The following is a 19,828-nucleotide window of genomic DNA, read 5'->3' on the forward strand; positions in this document are numbered from 1 at the left end:
AAGTTTTTTGATTGAGATATTTTTTGAAAGTACTTTTTGAATTAAAAGGCAAAAAATTCTTTACAACACAAAAATAACTTCCATCCTCCATCTTCCTTCTTCCCGCTTCCCTCCTTCAACTTATTTCAATATCTTCGTTCTCTTAAAAAACTATTTCCAATGAGTTATATCATGGTTGACATAGAGTCGGACGGCCCGATTCCCGGCGATTTTTCAATGGTATGTTTCGGGGCAGTACTCGTTAATGAAGAGCTTGACACTACTTTTTATGGAAAACTGAAACCTGTTTCTGAAAAATTCAATCCTGATGCTTTGGCTGTTTCCGGTTTCAGCAGGGAAGAAACAATGAATTTTGATGATCCTGAAGAAGTAATGCTTGCCTTTGAAGACTGGATTAAAACAAATTCCAAAGGGAGACCTATTTTCATCAGTGATAATAATGGTTTCGACTGGATGTTTATATGCTGGTATTTTCATCATTTTATCGGAAGAAATCCTTTTGGTTTTTCTTCCAGAAGGCTTTCTGATCTTTATTGTGGATTGGAAAAAGATACTTTTGCCCAATGGAAGCACCTTCGCAAGACTGAACACACGCACAATCCGGTAGACGATGCCAGAGGAAATGCTGAGGTTTTGCTGTACATGAAAGAAGAAATGGGACTGAAAATTGCATTAAAGTAGACACTCTAATTTTTATTTTTGAATATGAATCTTGACCTTCACTACAAAAAAGCTGATGATACCGATATTGATTTTCTTCTTGATCTCAGAATAAAAACCATGAATCCTCATTATAAAACTTCAGGACTTTCCACTGACCGGGAAACGACTATGCAAAGAGTTCTGTATCAGTTTGAAAAAGCCAATATTATTTTTTTAGACAATCAGCCCATCGGACTGTTAAAACTAGACAGAACTTTTACCAACATTGAGGTCCTTCAACTTCAGATTGATCCCAGTCAGCAAGGTAAGGGACTTGGAAAAAAGATTTTATCTGATATTCTGGAGGAAGCTTCATTAGCAGGAAAGACAGTGTCATTAAGTGTCTTAAAAACCAATAAGGCCCAGCATCTTTATACAAGTCTGGGTTTCAGAATCGTGGATGAAGATGAGTATTCTTATTTTATGGAAACTGAAAAGCAGTAAAGTGAGATCATTTAAGTTTGGGCTAAAGCCGTTGAATTTTTCCTTTGATTCAAACACCAATCTTACAAATGAACGAGCACAAATAGCCACAATCATCTGCGAGATCTGAAAAATCTGAGATTGCTTCACTACGTTCGCAATGACCGTTTACTGATTTGCCATGGTTACATAGATCAGCCTTCCGCCTTCTTCTGCAGAAAGCAGTATTTTTTTACCATCTGTAAGCTCCACCATGGAACCGGGTGGAATTTCTTTTTGCTCTGTAACATCTTTCATTCCGGATAAACCCTGATTTACCAATACCCATTTTCCCTGATGGAAGGTAAAGTATCCCACCGGCATTTTATCCTGCATGGTAAGATTTTCATTTCTTATCACTTTTCTGGAAACATGCCACTTGAATAAATACTGATTGTGATAGACCATCAATCTGTGATTTTCCGGCTTCCACACCTCATCATCAAATTTAAAATACAGATCCAAAACCGGTAATGTTCCCTGATGGGGTGTTCCACAGAAAGGGCATTTGGGCTTGCTGGTATTATCAAAGACATACCATTTTTCGGTACAGTTGGAATTGTGGCAAGGTTGTATCAGGTCTACCGTTTTCAATAAGGCGCTTTCCCATTCGTTGGCTGTAGGACGCCTGATGGGGTCATGCAGTCCGTCTATAAATGTTTTCCTGAACAGATCTGAAAGATAAGGACCTGTTATGGTATAAGGAATTTTTTGCGGATCGCCCCAGAATGCATCCCATTTTCTGAGATGATCTGCTTTTACATGATTGGAAGAATCTCCCGGATGTTCTACAAACAGGGCTTTTTCTCCCATGGATAAAATTTCATCTTTTTCGGAATCCAGATCCCAGATTTTCCCTCCACGCAATGGGTGCCTTCTCAGGAGATACATATACATCAAAACAGCAAGAGCATGAAGATCTGTTTTTTGATTGGGCAGGTGCCGTTTGGGATCCTGAAGAATCAGATTTTTGGTCTTTAAAACTTCAGGAGCAATAAAATCTGCGGTTCCTATGACTTCAGGTTGAAACAGTTTTGGAACAACCAGACCGTCTATATCAATGATACAGGCAGATTTTGAAACGGGATCCACCAGAATATTATTATAGGACAGATCAGAATGTGCCAGCCCCATCTGATGCAGTTTTTTTACTCCTCTGCTGATATTGACTGCAATTTGAAAATAGCTCAGCCAATCCCCCAGTTCAGACGGATCCAGTCTCAAAGGATACTGCTGATTTCTGAACATCGGAGCGGTAAACCATTTCCCTACTTTATCCTGTCCCTGGATATTATCTGAACCGATATATCCTTTGGCAAAATAAAATTTATTGTGATAAACAGGAACCACAATTCCTGTGAGTTTGTTTCTTTCAACAATATCGTAAGGCCATCTGAAAATTTCGTTCAGAAAGTATTCGGAGGTATTTCCATTCTGTATATTCTGCAGATAGGTAGAAACAATTCTCATGATTCTTTCTTTTTGCCCTTCATCCAACGGACTTCGGTAGAAAGCGACTACATACTCTTTATCAGGCGAAAAATAAACATCTTTCACTCCACCCCGGATGGGATTTTCATCTACGTATTCATACGATTTGGCTGTGTCCAGAACAGAAACAACCTTAATGGTCTTTTTCATGGTATTAATAGATTATGGCCAATGTACGGTCATCATGGTTTCCTCTGCTCCAGAAATCGCTCCATAAGAGAAGCTGTTCATCAATTTTTTCATCGTTGACGAAATCTGCTTTCGTCCGGTCATCGTTATTTCCGGCAAGGTCTTCAAAAAGAGACTTCCAGCTTTGGGTATCTTCCAGTTTGTTTTCTGTGGTAAATTTAGGATCATAAATACCATCCGTCATCAGCACGAGATAAGAAAAATCATCCACACAGGTCATTCTAAAACGGGAAGCTATCTGATCATTGAAAATTTCTTTCATGGTGATAAAGCGGGTTCCTCCTCCAAATTCTCCCACATCCATCTGATTTAAGAGTTTCACTTCGGAAAAATCAGCATTGATAAGGTTAATCGGACAGTCTCCTACTCCAAAACTCAGAATGACATATCCGAAACTGAACTTTTTAAGTAATGTGAAAATAAGGGTTGCATGCAGGTCATTTACAGACAACGCATTTTCTGCTGCCGTTTTTTCTAATGTGTGATAAACATTCAAAACGCCTTCCGACAAAAGATTGATGATATTGGATTCTGCATCGGAACGTTCCTCACCGGAAGATTCAGAGGCGTACATACGATTGGTATTGTTTTCAATTTGGCTTATTATTTCCTGTGAATTGAAAAACTGATTGATCGTTGCCGTAGCCAATCTTGAACCTTCTCTGGCAGCCTTAGCCGAGCCCGCTCCATCTGAAACAGAAATAATATTCCAGTCTGCAGGAAGCCTGTTCACAGCAAAATCATCTTCACGGAATTTTCCTTCATGAGCATGGGAACGCCCTCTTTTGGAAGCCACCACAATTTTTTTGTCTGAAAATGAACCTTTGAAGGAGTCTTCTTCGGATTTATAAAAAGCAGCATTTTTATCGCTTGGAATATTTTTCCACAAGTCTTTCGGATCTGCGTTTACAAAAAGCTGGATCTTCTTTATTTCAATCTGGTCCCGATCATGAATGTGATAAAAATGAACATCCAGATGATACATATTATTCGTAACCGGAGTTCCCGAAAGGGTATTATTTTCAAAAGTAAGCCCCGTTCCTTCCAGGTTTCCGATCTTCTGAATTTTTATGTTCGGAAAGTCTTCCATGGCAAGGCTGAATTCATAGAACTGCTTTGCACCGGCATTCTTCAACACCCAATGGGCATCTTTAAACTCTTCTTTTTCTTTATAAACAACAGCTTGTTCTATAGTCTTTGGCTTAGATTCAGAGGCTGATTTCCTGAAAAATTTGCCCATCATTAGCCCAGAGTTCTGTTAATATCAAATCCACCACCAGAGAATCCGTAATAATCTGAAGTTCCGCACCATGGACATTTGCTATATCCTTCTCCTCTCAGGCAGTGAATACCACCACATGAACAGGTAGCCAATGCAATAGGATTTGCACAATGAGGACATGAAGTACCTCCTTCTAGTTCTTCTATATTAATTTTAAGGGAAGTTTTCTGATTTGAGGAAAGTCTGTAGTAGGCTTTTTCATCAATTTTATAAGCTCCGTCCAATCTATAATATCTCGTAGCCATTCCCGGAATACTTGATTCTGCGAAGGCTTTTTTAAATTTCATCAGATAAAGTTTTTCCGTTTCTTGGCATTTTCCGTTCAAAACCACAAAATTATTGTCCGGGAATTTCTGCTCCATTTCGGGATCTACTTTTTCCAGAATAAGAGAATCGATCTTGGATAGGTTGATTCCTTCTTTTTTCGCTTCCGTTACACTCTGGCTGGTTGTTTTAATAGAATCCGTTACCCATTTGAAAAATTCTTTGTAAGAGTTTTCATCCGAATTATTGAATAATAATACATTATCGGCTAAAGACCCGAGAAGTTTATAATTGGTATTTTCACCTATGGATACAGCAATCGTATTGGGTTTTCCGCTGTATTTATGAGTCCATCTTTCAATGGCTTTGGTGGCATCATCAGTGGGAACTCCATCTGTAAACAGGAACACAATGGGCTTCCAGTCTCCTTTTCGTTCATAGGTTGTTTTCACAATATCCCTGTCGATACAATCCATTATTTTGATCAGCCCCTGTGAAAGTGACGTACCGCTTCCAATAGGAATCTTAGGCGGATAAAAGCTGATAATATCCTGCATGGGAGTAATCACTTCTGCTTCTCCGGCAAAACCTACCACGGAAATATAAACGGTTTCCAATGAATAGGGATCTTTTTTCAATTCCCTGATGATATTGGCGATACCTTCCTGTACCTGCTCAATAGGCTCTCCTACCATAGATTCGGAGATATCTACTAAAAAATAAATAGGCAGTCTTCTCATATTGTAAAGACAATTTTTAAATAATAATAGTAAGCTCCGATGGTGGCGGAGGTAACGTGATATTTTCTCCCGTATTCTGAGATTGCCCTCCCTGTGTAATGGAAGAACTCACCCACTTGAAAAAGGAAGAAAGAGTAATGGCATCTGTAGTATCTAGTTTTACTACATGATCCGTCAGTTCTTTCAGAAACTGTTCATCCGCTTTTGGCCCTGCTGCACACCCTACGATGGCACCAAATTCCAATCCTCTGATGACAGGAATCATCTGTCTGTACTTCTGAATATCCGAAGGCTTTCCATCCGTAAATATAAAAAGTAACGGCTGCCAGTCCCCTCTTGCATCGGCTGATTCTTTTATAATTTCTTTCGGAACCAATTCGGAAACCATTTCCAATGCCGCACCTGTATGAGTGGGTCCGCTATCCGGACAGGTAATTTCCATCGGGTAAAAACTCGCCAGATCTGTTAATGGTATAATATTCTTAACCTCTCTATCGAAGGTAATGACACTCAAATGCAGACTGTCCATCGCCTGAGGATCTGCACGAAGCATACTTATAAGGCCGTTGAATCCGTTATTCAATGCCTGGATAGGTTCTCCATTCATAGAACCTGAAGTATCTAATAAAAAATAAGCTAATAATCTCCTGCTCATTATAGACAAGTATTAATTCTGAAGCCGGCGGAGGAAGTCGAAGACTTCCAAGCCGGCTTTTATGTGAGTTGAAAAAAATCGAGAATCTAGTTGGAATAAGAGTACTGCTGTCTCAGAATATCTATAAAGTTATCTGTATGATGCGGCTCTCCCACTGCACGGAATTTCCAGTCGCCATTATGACGGTATGCTTCTGCAAAAACCATGGCACACATACCATTCATACTTGAATCTCCGGAAAGACTATATTTTGTAATTTCTTTTCCTGTAGCATCTACGGCCCGGATAAATGCATTTTCGATCATTCCGAAATGCTGATTATTGGTTTTCCCCTGATAAATGGTAACAAGGAACACAATTTTCTGATAACTCTGGTCCAGCTGATCCAGTTTCACAATGATCTGCTCATCATCTCCATCTCCCGCTCCGGTTCTGTTGTCTCCTGTAAGCCATACATTTCCGCTAGGGTGCTGCATAGAATTGAAGAAAACCACATCTCCCTGATAAAGTCCCATTTGTCTTCCATCATTGGTCTGTATCGTTCTTCCAAGATTGGCTACTTTCCCGTTGCCATCCAGAAGAAAGGCTACTGCATCAAGGTCATATTCAGCTTCTTTACTGAACAGTTTACCAAAGAATCCACTGCCCTGCTTCCTTACATCCCATCCTAAACCAATGGTTACTTTTGAAAGATCATAAACGCTTTCTCCGCGGTCATTCTTTCTTAAATCTATCGTTTGTCCTTTCTGTAAATTAATTGCCATAGTTATCGTTTTGTGTATTTGATGATTTTATTTGATGATTTGCCCTTTGTAGTATTTTTCAAGGAAGAAACCAAGGTCTGCTCTATATCCAATCCCTGAAGCTTCAAATTTCCAGCTGCCATTTCTTTTGTACAGCCTTCCGAATTCTACTCCTGTTTCAATAGAGAAATCTTCATCCAGTTCATATTTTGCAATTTCCTGGTGGGAATGATTGTCTACCACTCTGATATAAGAGTTTCTTACCTGTCCGAAATTCTGCCTTCTCCTTTCAAAATCTTCTATGGTGACCACAAAAAGGATTTCTTCGACTCTTGAGTCTACTTTATCCAGATCTATAACAATAGCTTCATCATCGTCACCATCACTGTTTTTTCCACTAGGATCATCTCCTGTATGAGTAAGTGCTCCGTCCGGAGAATTCAGGTTATTGTAAAAAACAAAATACTCTTCGCTTACTAATTTTCTGTCAGAATCAATCATGATTGCAGAAGCATCCAGATCGAAGTCATAACCGGTTCCTTCATTCGGGTCCCAACCCAATCCTATCGTCATTTTAGTCAAGCCTATCTCGATCTTTTGTCCTTTCTGTAGATTAATTGCCATAGTGTTTTATATTATGATTATTTTTTGCATTAAGATAGAAGTGATTTGTGAATTGACCAAATTTATTGACAGAAAAATGATCCTCACAGCCCAATTAAGACTATTTAAGTCACAAAATGACCATAAAAAAAGGTCCAATTAAAAAATTGAACCTTGTATTGTCTAAAAGTATGTTGAATTAATCTTCAAAATTCTTATCTGAAACGGCAGCATTTCTTGCTTTTGCCAGCATAGGAATAGAAATCAGTCCCATCACCAGCATAATCACAATCTGCAGCGGTAAAGAAATAAAGGAATAGGTAAGCCCCATTTCGCCTCCGAAATCTGCACTTTTTCCTACTGCAATAAAAAGAGCCATAAAACCGTACTTCATCGCAAGATTATAAGCTCCAATTCCTCCACTGGCAGGAATAATCATTCCCAATGTTCCCACAACAATAATGAAGAAACCGTCAGCAAAGGTAAATGCCGATGTTTCAGGAAGTGCAAAGCAAACCAGATAAGCCGCTAAATAATAACAAATCCAGATTCCTAATGTATAAAGGATGAATTTTCCTTTTTCTTTTAATTTAAAAATGGAAGTTAGTCCCTGAAAAATTCCATCAATAAAATTAACAACCTTTCCTAAAAATGGAATTCCTGAAAGTTTCTTTTTGAATACAAAAAATAAGACTGTTCCTACAATCAGAATTGAAATGATCCATAAAATCTTATTAGGATTCATATTTATTCCGGAATTTTTATAGAACGCCAGAATTGCATCATATTTAAACAATAAAGTCAGTCCTAAAAAACCAAGCATACAAACCAAATCAACAACCCTTTCCAGAATGATAGTCCCAAAAGATTTATCCACAGGTACTTTTTCCACTCCATACAAAGCCGTAGCTCTTGCCACTTCACCGCTTCTTGGAATAGTAAGGTTCATCAGATATCCAAATGATATGGACCAAAGAGCATTGGAATTTGAAATTTTGTATCCCATGGGTTCCAGCATCAGGTTCCAGCGAATAGCCCTGAACCAATAAGCAAGAAGTCCAAACACGGAAGCAAACAATACCCAAAGATAATTGGCCTTTGCTAATGACTTCTGAATGACTTTAAAATCAAGCCCTCTTAAGGCAAGCCATAAAAAAAAGCCTGCAAAAGCAAGCGATATTACTATTGTTAGTATTGATTTTACCGGATTTTTTGATGTCTTCTCCATGTACTATGTAAGAAGGTTTGTTTTTTCATCCGGGAAAACGATCTTCGGCTGGAAGTCTTTTGCCTCCTCCGGGGTCATCTGTGCATAAGCGATAATGATGATGATATCATCTCTCTGTACTTTTCTTGCAGCAGGCCCATTCAGACATACTTCTCCTGATTTTCTCTTCCCTTTGATAACGTAGGTATCAAAACGTTCTCCGTTGTTTACATTCACGATATAGACTCTTTCTCCCACTACCAGACCGGCAGCTTCTATAAGATCTTCATCTATCGTTATACTCCCTATATAATTAAGGTCAGAGGCCGTTACTCTCACCCTATGAATCTTAGACTTGAAAACTTCTATTAACATGATGCAAATTTATTAATAAAAATTTATAAAACAGGCCTTTCATCTTATTTTAAAACTCCCACAGACACAGGGGTTTAATTTTAAAAAATACAAGAAATTGGAAAATTGCTTACAAATTTAATAATCATATGGTCAAAAATATTAATTGTTTACACCCAATTTAGGATTTAATAAATGAAGGAAATAATATTAACTTTTTGCTAAAGTCAATAAACATAAGCATTTGGCATGATTTTAGTAACGCGTAACGTAGATTTTCCGTGAAAAGTGGAATTATCATATTTTAACTGTTTTCACCGAAAAGTAAAAATATTTTACAAGTTTTAATAAAAAAATTGCACAATTAGAAAATAGTATTATATTTGCTATAATTACGAACTAACTTTAATATTAAAAATTATGAACAAGTCTGAATTAATCGACGCAATCGCAAAAGATGCAGGTATCACTAAAGTTGCAGCAAAGGCTGCTTTAGAATCTTTCATTGGTAACGTAACTACTACATTAAAGAAAAAAGATGGAAAAGTTTCTTTAGTAGGTTTCGGTACTTTCTCAGTAGCTGAGAGAGCGGCTAGACAAGGGATCAACCCTGCAACTAAAAAACCGATCAAAATCGCTGCTAAAAAAGTTGCTAAATTCAAGGCTGGAGCTGATTTATCAAATGCAGTTTCTGGTGTTAAGAAAAAATAATCATTCAGATTACAAAAATTCAAGGGCTGTTTCTTAGAAACGGCCTTTTTTTATTTCAAATCGTGAGAGGAAATTAAACCGTTAAGGAGTTATTAAGTGGGTTAAGAGTTATTAAGTTTTAGCTAAAGCCCTTCTCATTATTCATAATAAAATAAGCGGGCTAAAGCCCGCTTCTATTGATAGTATAAAGTTTATCTTTTTTCTGGAAGTCAGTTTACTATAAAACTGGCATCACTAACTTCTAATTTCTAGCTTCTAACTTCTAATCTAAGGCGCTAGTCTCGAAATCTTCCAATCCAGATCTTCAAGCTGATAGATTATCCTATCATGAAGACGGTTGGGTCTTCCCTGCCAGAATTCAATTTCATAAGGTCTGGCAAGATATCCGCCCCAATTGGCTGGTCTTGGAACTTCAAGATTTTCGTATTCTTTTTCCAGATCTTTCAATTTTTCCTCCAAAAATTCTCTGTTGGGAATAACCTCACTCTGTGGAGAAACGGCAGCACCCAGCTGGCTTCCTTTTGGTCTTGAATGAAAATACCCATCACTCAGGTTTTCTGCCACTTTCTCAAGATCTGCTTTAATGATGATCTGTCTTTCGAGATTAGGCCAGAAAAAATGCAGACAAGCTTTATGGTTGTTTTCTATTGCTTTTCCTTTTCGGCTGTTGTAATTGGTATAAAAAATAAATCCTTCGTGGGTATATGCTTTAAGAAGCACCATTCTTGTTCTCGGGCAGCCATCTTCCTCTACTGTAGAAACAGCCATAGCATTGGCTTCTGAGATCATTGGGCTCTCACTGGCCTCCAAAAACCAGTCTCTAAACTGCTCAATTGGATTTTGTTTTATCTCACTTTCAATAAGTTGGGATTTCTCGTACACTTTTCTTTTGTCGTGCAGGTTTTCCATAAATATTTTTTATTAAATTTGAGTATGAATCACTCATACAAAGGTAAAATATTAATCTCGACCCCTGACATTTCCGGCGATATTTTTTCAAGATCGGTAGTATTGGTTATTGAACATAATGAAAGTGGTGCATTTGGTTTGATATTGAATAAAAAGAACAGCCAGATGAGTAGCAAATTCAAAGATTTTTTTGACTTTAAAATTGAGGTATATGATGGAGGACCTGTGGAAAATGACAAGGTATTTTTCATCGTAAAGGGTAAAAAAGTTACAGAAATCTATACAGACATTACCGATGAATACTATCTTACAGAGGATATTGAACGTATTATAAATGCAGTTTTGAGCAGCGAACTGAATATTGAAAATATTAAAATATTTTCAGGCTATTCGGGGTGGGCTCCTAACCAGCTAGATACTGAAGTTCAAAGAAAAATGTGGACCGTAGTGGATGTTTACAATCTGGATTATACGCTTCCCAATGATCAGACACTTTGGAAGTCTATCATGCATAATCTTGGGGGAGAATTTCTTCTTTGGGCTAATTCTCCTGAAGATATCTCATTGAACTAAAAAGTATATTTTTCATCTCAGTAGCACAATTAACAAACTTTAAGATTCCTTTAACCAATTTTAAAGAAAGTTTTTCCGTTCTTTGAAAAACCAAAAACCACTGATATGAAAGGTATTACATTACTTACTTTATCAATATTTTCTACCGCATTTTTATCATTCACCCCTATCAACAAAAAATACATTGTCATAGATGCCGGTCATGGCGGAAATGATTTTGGGGCTACACATGGTGAAATTTTAGAGAAAAATATTTCGTTAAGCGTTGCTAAGGAGATTCAGAAGCTTAATAAAAATAAGGACAAATATGAAGTTATTTTAACACGAGATTCTGACAGTTACCCTACTCTTTCCGATAGAACCAATCAGATCAACAAACTGAATCCTGCAATGGTGATCTCCCTTCACGTCAACAGCTCTCCTCAAAAGGAAACGGTTGATAACGGATTTGAAGTATACACCCAGAATTCTGATGTTTCAAAGGAACTGGCCGGAAAAATTTATAAAAAATTCAATGCCCACAAAATAGAGGAAAGTAATCTGCATATTTTAAGGGAGACTAAAGCTCCTGCAGTATTGGTAGAACTTGGGTTCATCAATAATTCTGAAAACAGGAATTATATTACCAGTGAAAAAGGGCAGAAAGAAATCGCACAGAAATTTGTTGATGTCATCAACGAATATTAAATAAAATAAACAATTTCTGATTTACTCAGAATAAAACCCGGTAAAGGACTTCTGGAACTTTGTTGTTTACCGGGTTTGTCAATTTTTTTATGAATTAAAGCTTTTTTTCCAGCTTGCTACCAATTCTAGGAAGCGGGCGTTCTCAAAAGTCTTATTTCTTATCTTCCCTACAGAAAATATCCCTTTTTCATCAGAAATCATTAAAATCTCTTCTGCTTTCTGAGATTCGAATGCGATGATCTCGTGTTCCTGAATATCTGCAAGGTTGTTTTTATGTAAAAAAGTAACAAAATTTTCCATCACAGGAGAAATGTATGCTCCTTCGGTCTGTTTGGGCACTTTAATAATATCTCCTTCCAAAAAAAGAAGATTACCAGCAGTAGTACGAGCTATTCTCTTATTTGGATTCAGAAGGATCACGTCGTCAAGGTCATTTTCCTGCGCATAGATCGCTCCGTAGATATTTTCCGGACAATGAACTCTAATATTGCTTAAAAGGTTATTATTGACGTTAATTTCCTTAATCAAATCCAGATCTAAAGGTCTTTGATGAACAGCAAGTACATCATCCATTTCCGTCACTTCATAAAAATAGGAAACAGAAGATTTTGCCAATGTCAGCCCGTCATTATTTCTGAACACCTGAAAATTAATAATTCCGTTTTTTATTTCCTTTCCTTCAATAATATCTTTCTGAAAAAGAGTTTGAAAAAATTCCAGGGTGTAAGTGAGAGGGATATTCATTCTCATTTTTCTCATGGAAGCCATCAGGAAAAAATAGCATTCTTCGTCCATGATCAAACCACCATTTCTTACAAAGAAAGAAACCTTCACTGAGTCACCCAAAAGAAAGGCTCTGTTCTTTAGATTTAACTCGTCTGATGTAAAATATTGATTTTCCAATTTTTGATGCGATTTATTTACAAAAAAATAATGAACGATAAATCGTTCATCAGTTTTATCATTTAATAAAGTCCGACATTATGCCGCACCTAATTTTATTCTGAGATTTTCAATAAGATTTTCCCAATACATTGCGTTTTCCTCTTCATCCCCTTCCTCACAGAAATCTGTAATATTAAGGGCTAAATCCTCAGTAATATCATCTATTGTGATAGTCATTTCAAAGAAATTCTTAGTTCCTTCATCTTCTTCCCATCTGAAACGCACGAAACCTTCAGGCTTATATCTGATCAAAGTGGCCTTCTCAGCAGGTCCTCCGCCCCAGCTAAAAAAGAAATCATCGCCTTTCTCTGTTACCTCATCCGCAAACCATTCAGATAATCCTTCTGCAGTTGCCAGATATTCGTATAAAATCTCTGATAAACAGTGCATTGGGAATTCGTAATGGACTTTATGTTTCGCCATATAATCTTTGTTTTATCGTCCCGCAATATATAAATTAATTTTTTTATTACGCAAAAAAACAATTACTATTTTATAGAATCTGTATGATATTTATCACCGGATTCAAATCTTTATTACGATAATTTTTAATTCATAAAACTACCATGTGAGGCATAAAAAAATCTCTCCTTTTCAGAGAGATTATATCTTTAATTTTCGTTGAGGATATCGAGAATAATCTGGCATCCTTCTTTAATTTCTTCCAGGGATAATGTAAGGGGCGGAGAGATTCTCAGGTACTCATTTCTGTACAGCTGCCAGAAAACAACAAGTCCTCTTTCCATACATTTTTTGGCCACTTCCAGCGTATATTCCGGGGTTCCAAGATTCACGGCAAGCATTAAGCCTTTACCATTGATATTTTTAATTTTCGGGTGAACTAAAAGTTCTCTGAATAGTTTTTCTTTTTCTTCTACTTCATTCATTAATCCGCTTTCCAGAACTTCTTTTAAAGTAGCGTGGCTTGCAGCGGCGATCAATGGATTTCCTCCAAAAGTAGTGATATGCCCCAGTTTTGGTGAATGCGAAAGGGTTTCCATAATTTCTCTGGAACTCATAAAAGCGCCTACAGGAACTCCTCCTCCCATTCCTTTACCCATCACCAGGATGTCCGGAACGATTCCAAAATGTTCAAAAGAGAATAGTTTACCTGTTCGTCCAAATCCGGGCTGTATTTCATCCAAAATCAAAAGCGCTCCTACTTCTTCACATCTTCTTTTTAGCTGGATCAGATAGTCATTATCTGGGACCAGAAATCCTGCTGCTCCCTGAATGGTTTCAAGGATAACGCAAGCGGTCTTTTCGGTGATCTTATCGAAATCTTTTTGATTGTTAAATTCGATAAAAGAAACCATTGGCAATAAGGGACGGAATTCTCTTTTATGTGTTTCATTTCCTGAAACACTCAAAGCACCGTGCGTATTCCCGTGATAGGAATCTTTAAAGGAAACAATCTCTTCTCTCCCTGTATATCGTTTTGCCAGTTTTAAGCTGCCGTCAATAGCTTCTGCACCACTGTTCACAAGATAGGTAACTTCTAAGGGATCCGGAGTAGCTTCTGCAAGCAGTCTGCATAGTGCTATAGGTTTTTCCTGCGCATATTCTCCATATACCATCACGTGAAGGTATTTATCTGCCTGTTCTTTGATGGCATTCACAATTTTAGGATGTGAATGTCCCAGTGTATTGGCAGAAACTCCTGCTACAAAGTCAAGATATTTCTTTCCGTCTGTACCATAAATATAGCTTCCTTCTGCTTTCTCCACTTCAAAACCTGCCGCGAATTTTGTGGTTTGAGCCTGATATATAAAAAAATCTTTATGCATTTCCATTGTCTCCAAAATTTCAGCAAAGCTATAAAAGATTCATTAAACGCTGAAATTAATACATAAAAAAAGACCAGTGTGTACTGGTCTTTTCTATTATTTTCTGGTCCGTTTAGGTTTTTTAGCTTCTTCTTTGGCTTTTTCGTCATCTATGGTTTTCTGAGCTTTATCGAAGAGCTCGTTATCAGCAGTATACTGTACTTCTTCGTTGTTCGGGCTGTCTACCAATATATCCTGCCATTTTCTTATCCTGTCTTTGGTATTCCAGTTAAAATCCGGAAACTTCCTTCGTGCAGGTTCTATCTTACTCATCGGATAGGTGTCTGAATTTGCACCGATACTGCATGAAATAATCTGTAGGGCTCTTTCTTCAAATAACGCTCCGATAATTCCGCAGGTAGAAAGTGTAATTCCTATTCTTTCCTGTTTTTTGGTTTCCTGATCGGTATCATCAACATATACAATAGACTGGGCATTTCCTACTACTCTTGCTTCTTTAATATCATTCTTCTCGTAGTAAACCGTCATGAATTTTCCTTTCACCTGGTTGAACTCATCTTTCAGGCTTAATGAATCTACTTTACTGATGGCAAAAGCATTTCCTATTACCTTCAGCGAGTCTATATTTTCACTCTTTGTATTAAAATAAGCTTCTACCTTATCTCCGGTTACCTGCTTCTCACCGCTCCAAAGAATTGGGTTGGTATACATGTGCATGATTCCGTCTGTTTCATTGAAAGCGATAGAGTCTGCTCTCCCCTGTGCATTAGATTTATAAACACGTGCTTTTTTGTAGGCTCGCAGATAACTTTTTTTCACTTTTATATCCAGTGAATCCGGTCTTTGATAAGAAACAATTTTCTCAGCAGCAAAATAAACGGAGTCTTTTTCCATTATTTTTACTGCATAAGGATTTTTCGTCATCATTGAAGAGTCTTTTTTCTCAAAAATTTCTCCGTAGCCTCCTTTTATATATCTCTTTTCTTTCGGATCATCAAGGGTTACATTTCCTGTTGCTGTACCAAACCCTGTTATCTGATTGTAGTACATCTCATCACCGGTAAGGATTTTATCGTTATAAAAGATCCTGGAGTTTTTGGTCAGAAAAGCCTCCTTTGTTTCCATTTTATAAATTCCTTTTTCAGTATAAATCCTATTTTTAGGATTGGTTTTACTGGTAATAGTTGTAGGGCCTAGAAAATCAGCAATTTTTGTATTTTGATTCTGCTTGATGTTGGGTCCTTCTATAGTATATTGAGGGGTTTCAATTTTCACATTTCCTGTAAGGTCTACGACTCTTGTATTGAGGAAATAAGTTCCTACTTTGGCATAGGTCACATTCTGACCATCAGAGATCGTTCCTCCTGTATTAAAATAAGCCTGATTAGCAAGTCTGTCATAATACAGAATATCAGTTTTTATCGTTTGTTTGGGATCAGTAAGGACTACATCTTTTCTGGCAACACCTTTCTGGGTATTGGCATCATATTCCATTTCTCCTGCTGTAATGACAGAGCCATCTGTATTCTGAAGTTTTGTATTGCCTATAGCCTTTACAAAGTTCTCTTCATTGTACAAAATGACTTCATCTGCGGTAAGAATGGAGCCTTGGTGTTCAATCTGAACATGCCCAACAAAATATTGATTCCCGTCATATTTTTCAGGATTTTTCTTGATTTCGTCTGCGTGGATGATCTTTACTTTATCTTCAGGTCTCATCTGCACCTGTTTAGGCTGACCAGATGAAGGAGTCTGCAAGTAGGGATCTCTCTTCACAGGGGTTTTATCCTGCGCAAAATTTAGCGTAGAAATAAAGAGTAACAGAAAAAGGATTATTCTCATTAATTAGTCATTCTTAGTGCCATAGAAATATAGCGAATGAGAATCAATATTTACGCCAAATGCTTCTTCAATGGCTTCTTTGATTCCTTGGATTCTTGGGTCACAGAACTCAATAATTTCTTCAATTTCCTTATCAGAGCCTTTTTTGTAAATTACCAGGTGGTCATGTTGTTTGTCAAAATAAGACTTTTCGTACGATGAAGAAGTCAATGTTTTTTCTCCAAACTGATGCTTACGGATCAAACCTGCATCAAGGAAAATTTCAATCGTGTTGTAAATCGTTGCTTTGGAAACATGATACTTTTTCTGCATCATTAGAAGATACAGATCATCAACGTTGAAGTGATGATCCATATTATAAATTTCTTCCAATATCGTATATCTCTCAGGTGTGTTTCTGAACCCCTTTTCTAATAAGTAGTTTCTCAAAACATCCTTGATCAAAGCTATATTTTTTTCTTTTTGTATTGTATCCATTAAAAAAATTATCTACAAATTTATTGAATTTTATTTAAATAGATATTATGGTTACATGCCAGAAGTTAAGAGTTGTGGCGGAAATACCCCGACTGCTCAATCTTGTTGTCATAAACTGTTAATTCTGTGATCGGCGCAGATTCCACTTCAACGTTATGAGAAGACACTCCCCAAGCCTTAAAGTCGTCACTTCCGATATACTTCACAAAGTTGTAAATGTTAAGAATAATCTTCTGTTTAACAGTTAATAGTATATCGTTGATATATGTATTATCTATGATCACATATTTAAGATCCGGCGGTATCTCGTGAGCTCTCAAAGAAGGGTGGCTGCTTCTTGAAGGAATTGTTCCGTCAGCCATTAAATCTTTAAGTACCATATTGAAGTAATCATTGATTCTTCGGTCTACTTTAAATCCTAAAAGAAAGTTGATTTTATATACGGTCCCGGGAAGAATTTCATCTACCGTATATCTGAAGGTATATGGATCTTCCTGGTTAACGATGCTCAGAATAAAGTAATGATCGGCTCTTTTCGGCTGTTTTTTGATAATGGAATAGATAATTTTGGATTCTACTTCATCATTTCTTTTTGCTCTGCTCAGATAAGCCAGATTGGTAGCATATTTCGGAATGGTTTCATCCAGCTTCATGTCTTTAAGGATAGACACGTATTTTTCTATTTTCACAAACTGGATAAATCTTGTTTTGATCAAACGTCCGTTATACCATGCATACATAGAAATTCCGATAGAACCAGCCAATACAACGGTAATCCATCCTCCTTCCATGAACTTGATGATATTGGCACTAAAGAAGCCTAATTCGATCGCCATATATACTAATGCGAAGAATAATATCAAAACCTTGCTTACTCTATGTTTCAGTAGCCAGAAGACCAGCAGGACGGTTGTCATCAACATCGTAACGGTAATGGAAAGTCCGTAGGCTGCTTCCATCTTACCGGATTCCCTGAAATGAAGAACCACAATAATACATAGAATAAGAAGTCCCCAGTTGATTCTTGGGATATACATTTGTCCTTTAACTCCGGAAGGATAATCAATTTTTTGATTGGGCCACAGGTTGAGAGACATTGCTTCAGAGAAGATTGTAAAAGAACCTGTAATTAATGCCTGGCTGGCAATAATTGCGGCAGCTGTTGCTAAAATTACGCCTGGTATAATCATCCATTCTTCCATAATTCCAAAGAATGGGTTTACTACAGAAAATCCAGGTTTATTATGGTTGGTCAAAAGCCATGCTCCTTGTCCAAGATAGTTCAGAATAAGCATAATTTTAACGAATGCCCAGCTTACTCTTATGTTCTTGGCACCACAATGTCCTAAGTCTGAATAAAGAGCTTCTGCTCCTGTCGTACAAAGGAAAACGGCACCTAAAATAACAATCGCACTCGGAGAGTTCGCAATCAGTTTGTAAGCATAATAAGGATTGAAAGATCTTAGGATCTCAAAGTTTTCACTCAAATGCATTACTCCCAAACCTCCTAATACTAAGAACCATACCACCATTACAGGGCCAAAAAATTTCCCGATAAAGCTGGTTCCGAATTGCTGCACCACAAAAATGGCAATCAGAATTCCAATTGTAATGGGAACAACCGGTGTGTGTGGATTATAGATTTCAAGACCTTCAATGGCTGACATTACTGTAAGCGATGGTGTAATTACTCCGTCTGCGATAAGGGCCGCAGCACCTACGATTGCAATAAGATATAACCACCCTTTTTTAAGGTTTCTTACGAGTGAAAACAAAGCCAGGATACCTCCTTCTCCTTTGTTATCTGCCCTCAAAGCGATGATCACGTACTTTATCGTAGTCTGAAGGGTAAGTGTCCAAATAATACAGGAAAGAGCTCCTTCTATGTATTCATTGAATGGCATATTACTCCCCTGCGATCTCGCATTCACAATCGCTTTCATTACGTAAAGCGGTGAGGTACCAATGTCCCCAAAAACAATTCCTAAAGACACTAGAATTCCGATAAAAGAAAGTTTCTTTATATCAAAATGATAACCATCTTCTGTAACTTCTGCCATATCAGCTTATTTATTTTAAAGGCGCAAATTTATACTAATTTTATGACGTCAAGAACTTTTCTTCATGAATATAATAAATGAAAAAACTTCCTTTCGGAAGTTTTTCTCTATAACTATTTTACGTACATCGCTTTTTTAATTTCCTCTTTCACTTTTTCAAGCTTAGGGAACCATTCTGCAAACAATGCTGCAGAGTAAGGTGCAGGTGCATCAGGAGTAGTAATTCTCTTGATAGGAGCATCTAAATAGTCAAATGCTTTTTGCTGTACCATATAAGTAATTTCAGAAGATATAGAAGCAAATGGCCAAGCTTCTTCTAAAATAACCAATCTGTTTGTTTTCTTCACTGATTCTAAAATAGTGTCAAAATCAAGAGGACGAACAGTTCTAAGATCGATAACTTCTACAGAGATTCCTTCTTTAGCCATATCTTCAGCAGCTTGTAAAGCCAGCTTCATGATCTTACCAAAAGAAACCAAAGTAACGTCTGTACCTGCTCTCTTGATATCTGCTTTTCCTAATGGTAAGTAGTATTCTTCTTCAGGAATTTCCATTTTATCTCCATACATCTGCTCAGATTCCATGAAAATAACCGGATCATTATCCTGAATTGCAGTTTTCAACAACCCTTTTGCATCGTAAGGATTAGAAGGAACCACTACTTTAAGACCAGGAATGTTTGCAAACCAGTTTTCAAAAGCCTGAGAGTGGGTAGCTCCCAATTGACCTGCAGAAGCTGTAGGGCCACGGAAAACAATTGGGCAATTCCATTGTCCACCACTCATCTGACGGATTTTTGCAGCATTATTGATAATCTGATCAATTCCTACCAATGAGAAATTGAATGTCATATACTCTACAATTGGTCTGTTACCATTCATCGCAGCACCCACAGCAATTCCTGTAAAACCAAGTTCTGCAATTGGGGTATCGATTACTCTTTTAGGACCAAACTCATCCAGCATTCCTTTTGAAGCTTTGTATGCACCATTATATTCTGCAACTTCCTCCCCCATTAAAAAGATGGATTCGTCTTTACGCATTTCCTCGCTCATTGCCTGTGCAATTACCTCACGAAAAGTATATTCTGCCATATTTATTCGAAAAATTTAGACTACAAAAATAGTGTTTTTTTATTATACACA

At 37.3% G+C, this 19,828-nt stretch carries 21 protein-coding genes; 5 read left to right on the forward strand and 16 right to left on the reverse strand.

Features of this window, described 5'->3' with window-relative positions; genetic code table 11:
* The first annotated feature begins 159 nt into the window (after nucleotides 1-159).
* Nucleotides 160-681, forward strand: a complete 522-nt coding sequence (locus DBR39_RS15325; RefSeq protein WP_124534535.1) for a 3'-5' exoribonuclease domain-containing protein — start codon at nucleotides 160-162, stop codon at nucleotides 679-681.
* Nucleotides 682-705: 24 nt separating this feature from the next.
* On the forward strand, nucleotides 706-1,146 hold the full coding sequence (locus DBR39_RS15330; RefSeq protein WP_124534537.1) for a GNAT family N-acetyltransferase: 441 nt from the start codon (nucleotides 706-708) through the stop codon (nucleotides 1,144-1,146).
* 147 nt (nucleotides 1,147-1,293) lie between these two features.
* Here DBR39_RS15330 and DBR39_RS15335 read toward each other — a convergent pair whose 3' ends face one another.
* From DBR39_RS15335 to panD, 8 genes are all read right to left on the reverse strand, one after another.
* Complete coding sequence (locus tag DBR39_RS15335; protein WP_124534538.1) at nucleotides 1,294-2,805, reverse strand: helix-hairpin-helix domain-containing protein; 1,512 nt, start codon at nucleotides 2,803-2,805, stop codon at nucleotides 1,294-1,296.
* A 4-nt stretch (nucleotides 2,806-2,809) separates the two neighbouring features.
* On the reverse strand, nucleotides 2,810-4,087 hold the full coding sequence (locus DBR39_RS15340) for a PP2C family serine/threonine-protein phosphatase (protein WP_124534540.1): 1,278 nt from the start codon (nucleotides 4,085-4,087) through the stop codon (nucleotides 2,810-2,812).
* A complete protein-coding gene (locus tag DBR39_RS15345; protein WP_124534542.1) occupies nucleotides 4,087-5,130 on the reverse strand; it encodes a TerY-C metal binding domain-containing protein in 1,044 nt (347 codons plus the stop codon). The genes DBR39_RS15340 and DBR39_RS15345 overlap by 1 nt, the downstream gene beginning before the upstream one ends.
* A gap of 16 nt (nucleotides 5,131-5,146) precedes the next feature.
* The gene (locus tag DBR39_RS15350) at nucleotides 5,147-5,785 is read right to left on the reverse strand and encodes a vWA domain-containing protein (protein WP_124534544.1); all 639 of its coding nucleotides are present in this window, start codon (nucleotides 5,783-5,785) and stop codon (nucleotides 5,147-5,149) included.
* 86 nt (nucleotides 5,786-5,871) lie between these two features.
* Nucleotides 5,872-6,549 (reverse strand): TerD family protein, encoded by a 678-nt coding sequence (locus DBR39_RS15355; protein WP_124534546.1) that lies wholly within the window; start codon nucleotides 6,547-6,549, stop codon nucleotides 5,872-5,874.
* A gap of 27 nt (nucleotides 6,550-6,576) precedes the next feature.
* Nucleotides 6,577-7,152, reverse strand: a complete 576-nt coding sequence (locus DBR39_RS15360; RefSeq protein ID WP_124534548.1) for a TerD family protein — start codon at nucleotides 7,150-7,152, stop codon at nucleotides 6,577-6,579.
* Nucleotides 7,153-7,330: 178 nt separating this feature from the next.
* Complete coding sequence (locus DBR39_RS15365; protein WP_124534550.1) at nucleotides 7,331-8,359, reverse strand: lysylphosphatidylglycerol synthase transmembrane domain-containing protein; 1,029 nt, start codon at nucleotides 8,357-8,359, stop codon at nucleotides 7,331-7,333.
* Nucleotides 8,360-8,362: 3 nt separating this feature from the next.
* Nucleotides 8,363-8,713 (reverse strand): aspartate 1-decarboxylase, encoded by a 351-nt coding sequence (gene panD, locus DBR39_RS15370; RefSeq protein ID WP_029294648.1) that lies wholly within the window; start codon nucleotides 8,711-8,713, stop codon nucleotides 8,363-8,365.
* Nucleotides 8,714-9,112: 399 nt separating this feature from the next.
* Between panD and DBR39_RS15375 the strand changes: the two genes are divergently transcribed.
* Nucleotides 9,113-9,403 (forward strand): HU family DNA-binding protein, encoded by a 291-nt coding sequence (locus DBR39_RS15375; protein WP_034748416.1) that lies wholly within the window; start codon nucleotides 9,113-9,115, stop codon nucleotides 9,401-9,403.
* A 267-nt stretch (nucleotides 9,404-9,670) separates the two neighbouring features.
* On the opposite strand, the gene pdxH is transcribed toward DBR39_RS15375, so the two are convergent.
* Nucleotides 9,671-10,312 carry a pyridoxamine 5'-phosphate oxidase gene (pdxH, locus tag DBR39_RS15380; RefSeq protein ID WP_124534552.1) on the reverse strand — a complete coding sequence of 214 codons (642 nt, stop codon included), beginning with the start codon at nucleotides 10,310-10,312 and terminating at the stop codon, nucleotides 9,671-9,673.
* 24 nt (nucleotides 10,313-10,336) lie between these two features.
* Between pdxH and DBR39_RS15385 the strand changes: the two genes are divergently transcribed.
* Nucleotides 10,337-10,885, forward strand: a complete 549-nt coding sequence (locus DBR39_RS15385; RefSeq protein WP_103232450.1) for a YqgE/AlgH family protein — start codon at nucleotides 10,337-10,339, stop codon at nucleotides 10,883-10,885.
* 105 nt (nucleotides 10,886-10,990) lie between these two features.
* On the forward strand, nucleotides 10,991-11,572 hold the full coding sequence (locus DBR39_RS15390) for an N-acetylmuramoyl-L-alanine amidase (protein WP_124534554.1): 582 nt from the start codon (nucleotides 10,991-10,993) through the stop codon (nucleotides 11,570-11,572).
* A gap of 87 nt (nucleotides 11,573-11,659) precedes the next feature.
* On the opposite strand, the gene DBR39_RS15395 is transcribed toward DBR39_RS15390, so the two are convergent.
* The 7 genes from DBR39_RS15395 to DBR39_RS15425 form a co-directional block, all read right to left on the reverse strand.
* Nucleotides 11,660-12,475 (reverse strand): aminotransferase class IV, encoded by an 816-nt coding sequence (locus DBR39_RS15395; protein WP_124534556.1) that lies wholly within the window; start codon nucleotides 12,473-12,475, stop codon nucleotides 11,660-11,662.
* A 78-nt stretch (nucleotides 12,476-12,553) separates the two neighbouring features.
* Nucleotides 12,554-12,940 carry an START-like domain-containing protein gene (locus DBR39_RS15400; protein ID WP_034696870.1) on the reverse strand — a complete coding sequence of 129 codons (387 nt, stop codon included), beginning with the start codon at nucleotides 12,938-12,940 and terminating at the stop codon, nucleotides 12,554-12,556.
* Nucleotides 12,941-13,128: 188 nt separating this feature from the next.
* Nucleotides 13,129-14,304, reverse strand: a complete 1,176-nt coding sequence (locus tag DBR39_RS15405) for an aspartate aminotransferase family protein (RefSeq protein WP_124534729.1) — start codon at nucleotides 14,302-14,304, stop codon at nucleotides 13,129-13,131.
* A 96-nt stretch (nucleotides 14,305-14,400) separates the two neighbouring features.
* Nucleotides 14,401-16,146 carry an OstA-like protein gene (locus DBR39_RS15410; protein ID WP_103233419.1) on the reverse strand — a complete coding sequence of 582 codons (1,746 nt, stop codon included), beginning with the start codon at nucleotides 16,144-16,146 and terminating at the stop codon, nucleotides 14,401-14,403.
* Nucleotides 16,147-16,149: 3 nt separating this feature from the next.
* Nucleotides 16,150-16,623, reverse strand: coding sequence for a Fur family transcriptional regulator (locus tag DBR39_RS15415; protein WP_034731532.1), 474 nt, complete (start codon nucleotides 16,621-16,623; stop codon nucleotides 16,150-16,152).
* 65 nt (nucleotides 16,624-16,688) lie between these two features.
* Nucleotides 16,689-18,683, reverse strand: a complete 1,995-nt coding sequence (locus tag DBR39_RS15420) for a KUP/HAK/KT family potassium transporter (protein WP_124534558.1) — start codon at nucleotides 18,681-18,683, stop codon at nucleotides 16,689-16,691.
* 113 nt (nucleotides 18,684-18,796) lie between these two features.
* Nucleotides 18,797-19,777: a pyruvate dehydrogenase complex E1 component subunit beta gene (locus DBR39_RS15425; protein WP_103233421.1), complete on the reverse strand. Its 981-nt coding sequence runs from the start codon at nucleotides 19,775-19,777 to the stop codon at nucleotides 18,797-18,799.
* Nucleotides 19,778-19,828: the final 51 nt, after the last annotated feature.

The organism is Chryseobacterium sp. KBW03 (assembly GCF_003852415.1).
Lineage (GTDB): Bacteria > Bacteroidota > Bacteroidia > Flavobacteriales > Weeksellaceae > Chryseobacterium > Chryseobacterium viscerum.

Coding starts and splice junctions, on each gene's coding strand:
- DBR39_RS15425 (WP_103233421.1), bottom strand. CDS start 19,777: ATGGCAGAATATACTTTTCGTGAGGTAATTGCACAGGCAATGAGCGAG.
- DBR39_RS15410 (WP_103233419.1), bottom strand. CDS start 16,146: ATGAGAATAATCCTTTTTCTGTTACTCTTTATTTCTACGCTAAATTTT.
- DBR39_RS15335 (WP_124534538.1), bottom strand. CDS start 2,805: ATGAAAAAGACCATTAAGGTTGTTTCTGTTCTGGACACAGCCAAATCG.
- DBR39_RS15325 (WP_124534535.1), top strand. CDS start 160: ATGAGTTATATCATGGTTGACATAGAGTCGGACGGCCCGATTCCCGGC.
- DBR39_RS15355 (WP_124534546.1), bottom strand. CDS start 6,549: ATGGCAATTAATTTACAGAAAGGACAAACGATAGATTTAAGAAAGAAT.
- panD (WP_029294648.1), bottom strand. CDS start 8,713: ATGTTAATAGAAGTTTTCAAGTCTAAGATTCATAGGGTGAGAGTAACG.
- DBR39_RS15330 (WP_124534537.1), top strand. CDS start 706: ATGAATCTTGACCTTCACTACAAAAAAGCTGATGATACCGATATTGAT.
- DBR39_RS15415 (WP_034731532.1), bottom strand. CDS start 16,623: ATGGATACAATACAAAAAGAAAAAAATATAGCTTTGATCAAGGATGTT.
- DBR39_RS15340 (WP_124534540.1), bottom strand. CDS start 4,087: ATGATGGGCAAATTTTTCAGGAAATCAGCCTCTGAATCTAAGCCAAAG.
- DBR39_RS15405 (WP_124534729.1), bottom strand. CDS start 14,304: ATGCATAAAGATTTTTTTATATATCAGGCTCAAACCACAAAATTCGCG.
- DBR39_RS15375 (WP_034748416.1), top strand. CDS start 9,113: ATGAACAAGTCTGAATTAATCGACGCAATCGCAAAAGATGCAGGTATC.
- DBR39_RS15390 (WP_124534554.1), top strand. CDS start 10,991: ATGAAAGGTATTACATTACTTACTTTATCAATATTTTCTACCGCATTT.
- DBR39_RS15420 (WP_124534558.1), bottom strand. CDS start 18,683: ATGGCAGAAGTTACAGAAGATGGTTATCATTTTGATATAAAGAAACTT.
- pdxH (WP_124534552.1), bottom strand. CDS start 10,312: ATGGAAAACCTGCACGACAAAAGAAAAGTGTACGAGAAATCCCAACTT.
- DBR39_RS15400 (WP_034696870.1), bottom strand. CDS start 12,940: ATGGCGAAACATAAAGTCCATTACGAATTCCCAATGCACTGTTTATCA.
- DBR39_RS15345 (WP_124534542.1), bottom strand. CDS start 5,130: ATGAGAAGACTGCCTATTTATTTTTTAGTAGATATCTCCGAATCTATG.
- DBR39_RS15385 (WP_103232450.1), top strand. CDS start 10,337: ATGAATCACTCATACAAAGGTAAAATATTAATCTCGACCCCTGACATT.
- DBR39_RS15360 (WP_124534548.1), bottom strand. CDS start 7,152: ATGGCAATTAATCTACAGAAAGGACAAAAGATCGAGATAGGCTTGACT.
- DBR39_RS15350 (WP_124534544.1), bottom strand. CDS start 5,785: ATGAGCAGGAGATTATTAGCTTATTTTTTATTAGATACTTCAGGTTCT.
- DBR39_RS15365 (WP_124534550.1), bottom strand. CDS start 8,359: ATGGAGAAGACATCAAAAAATCCGGTAAAATCAATACTAACAATAGTA.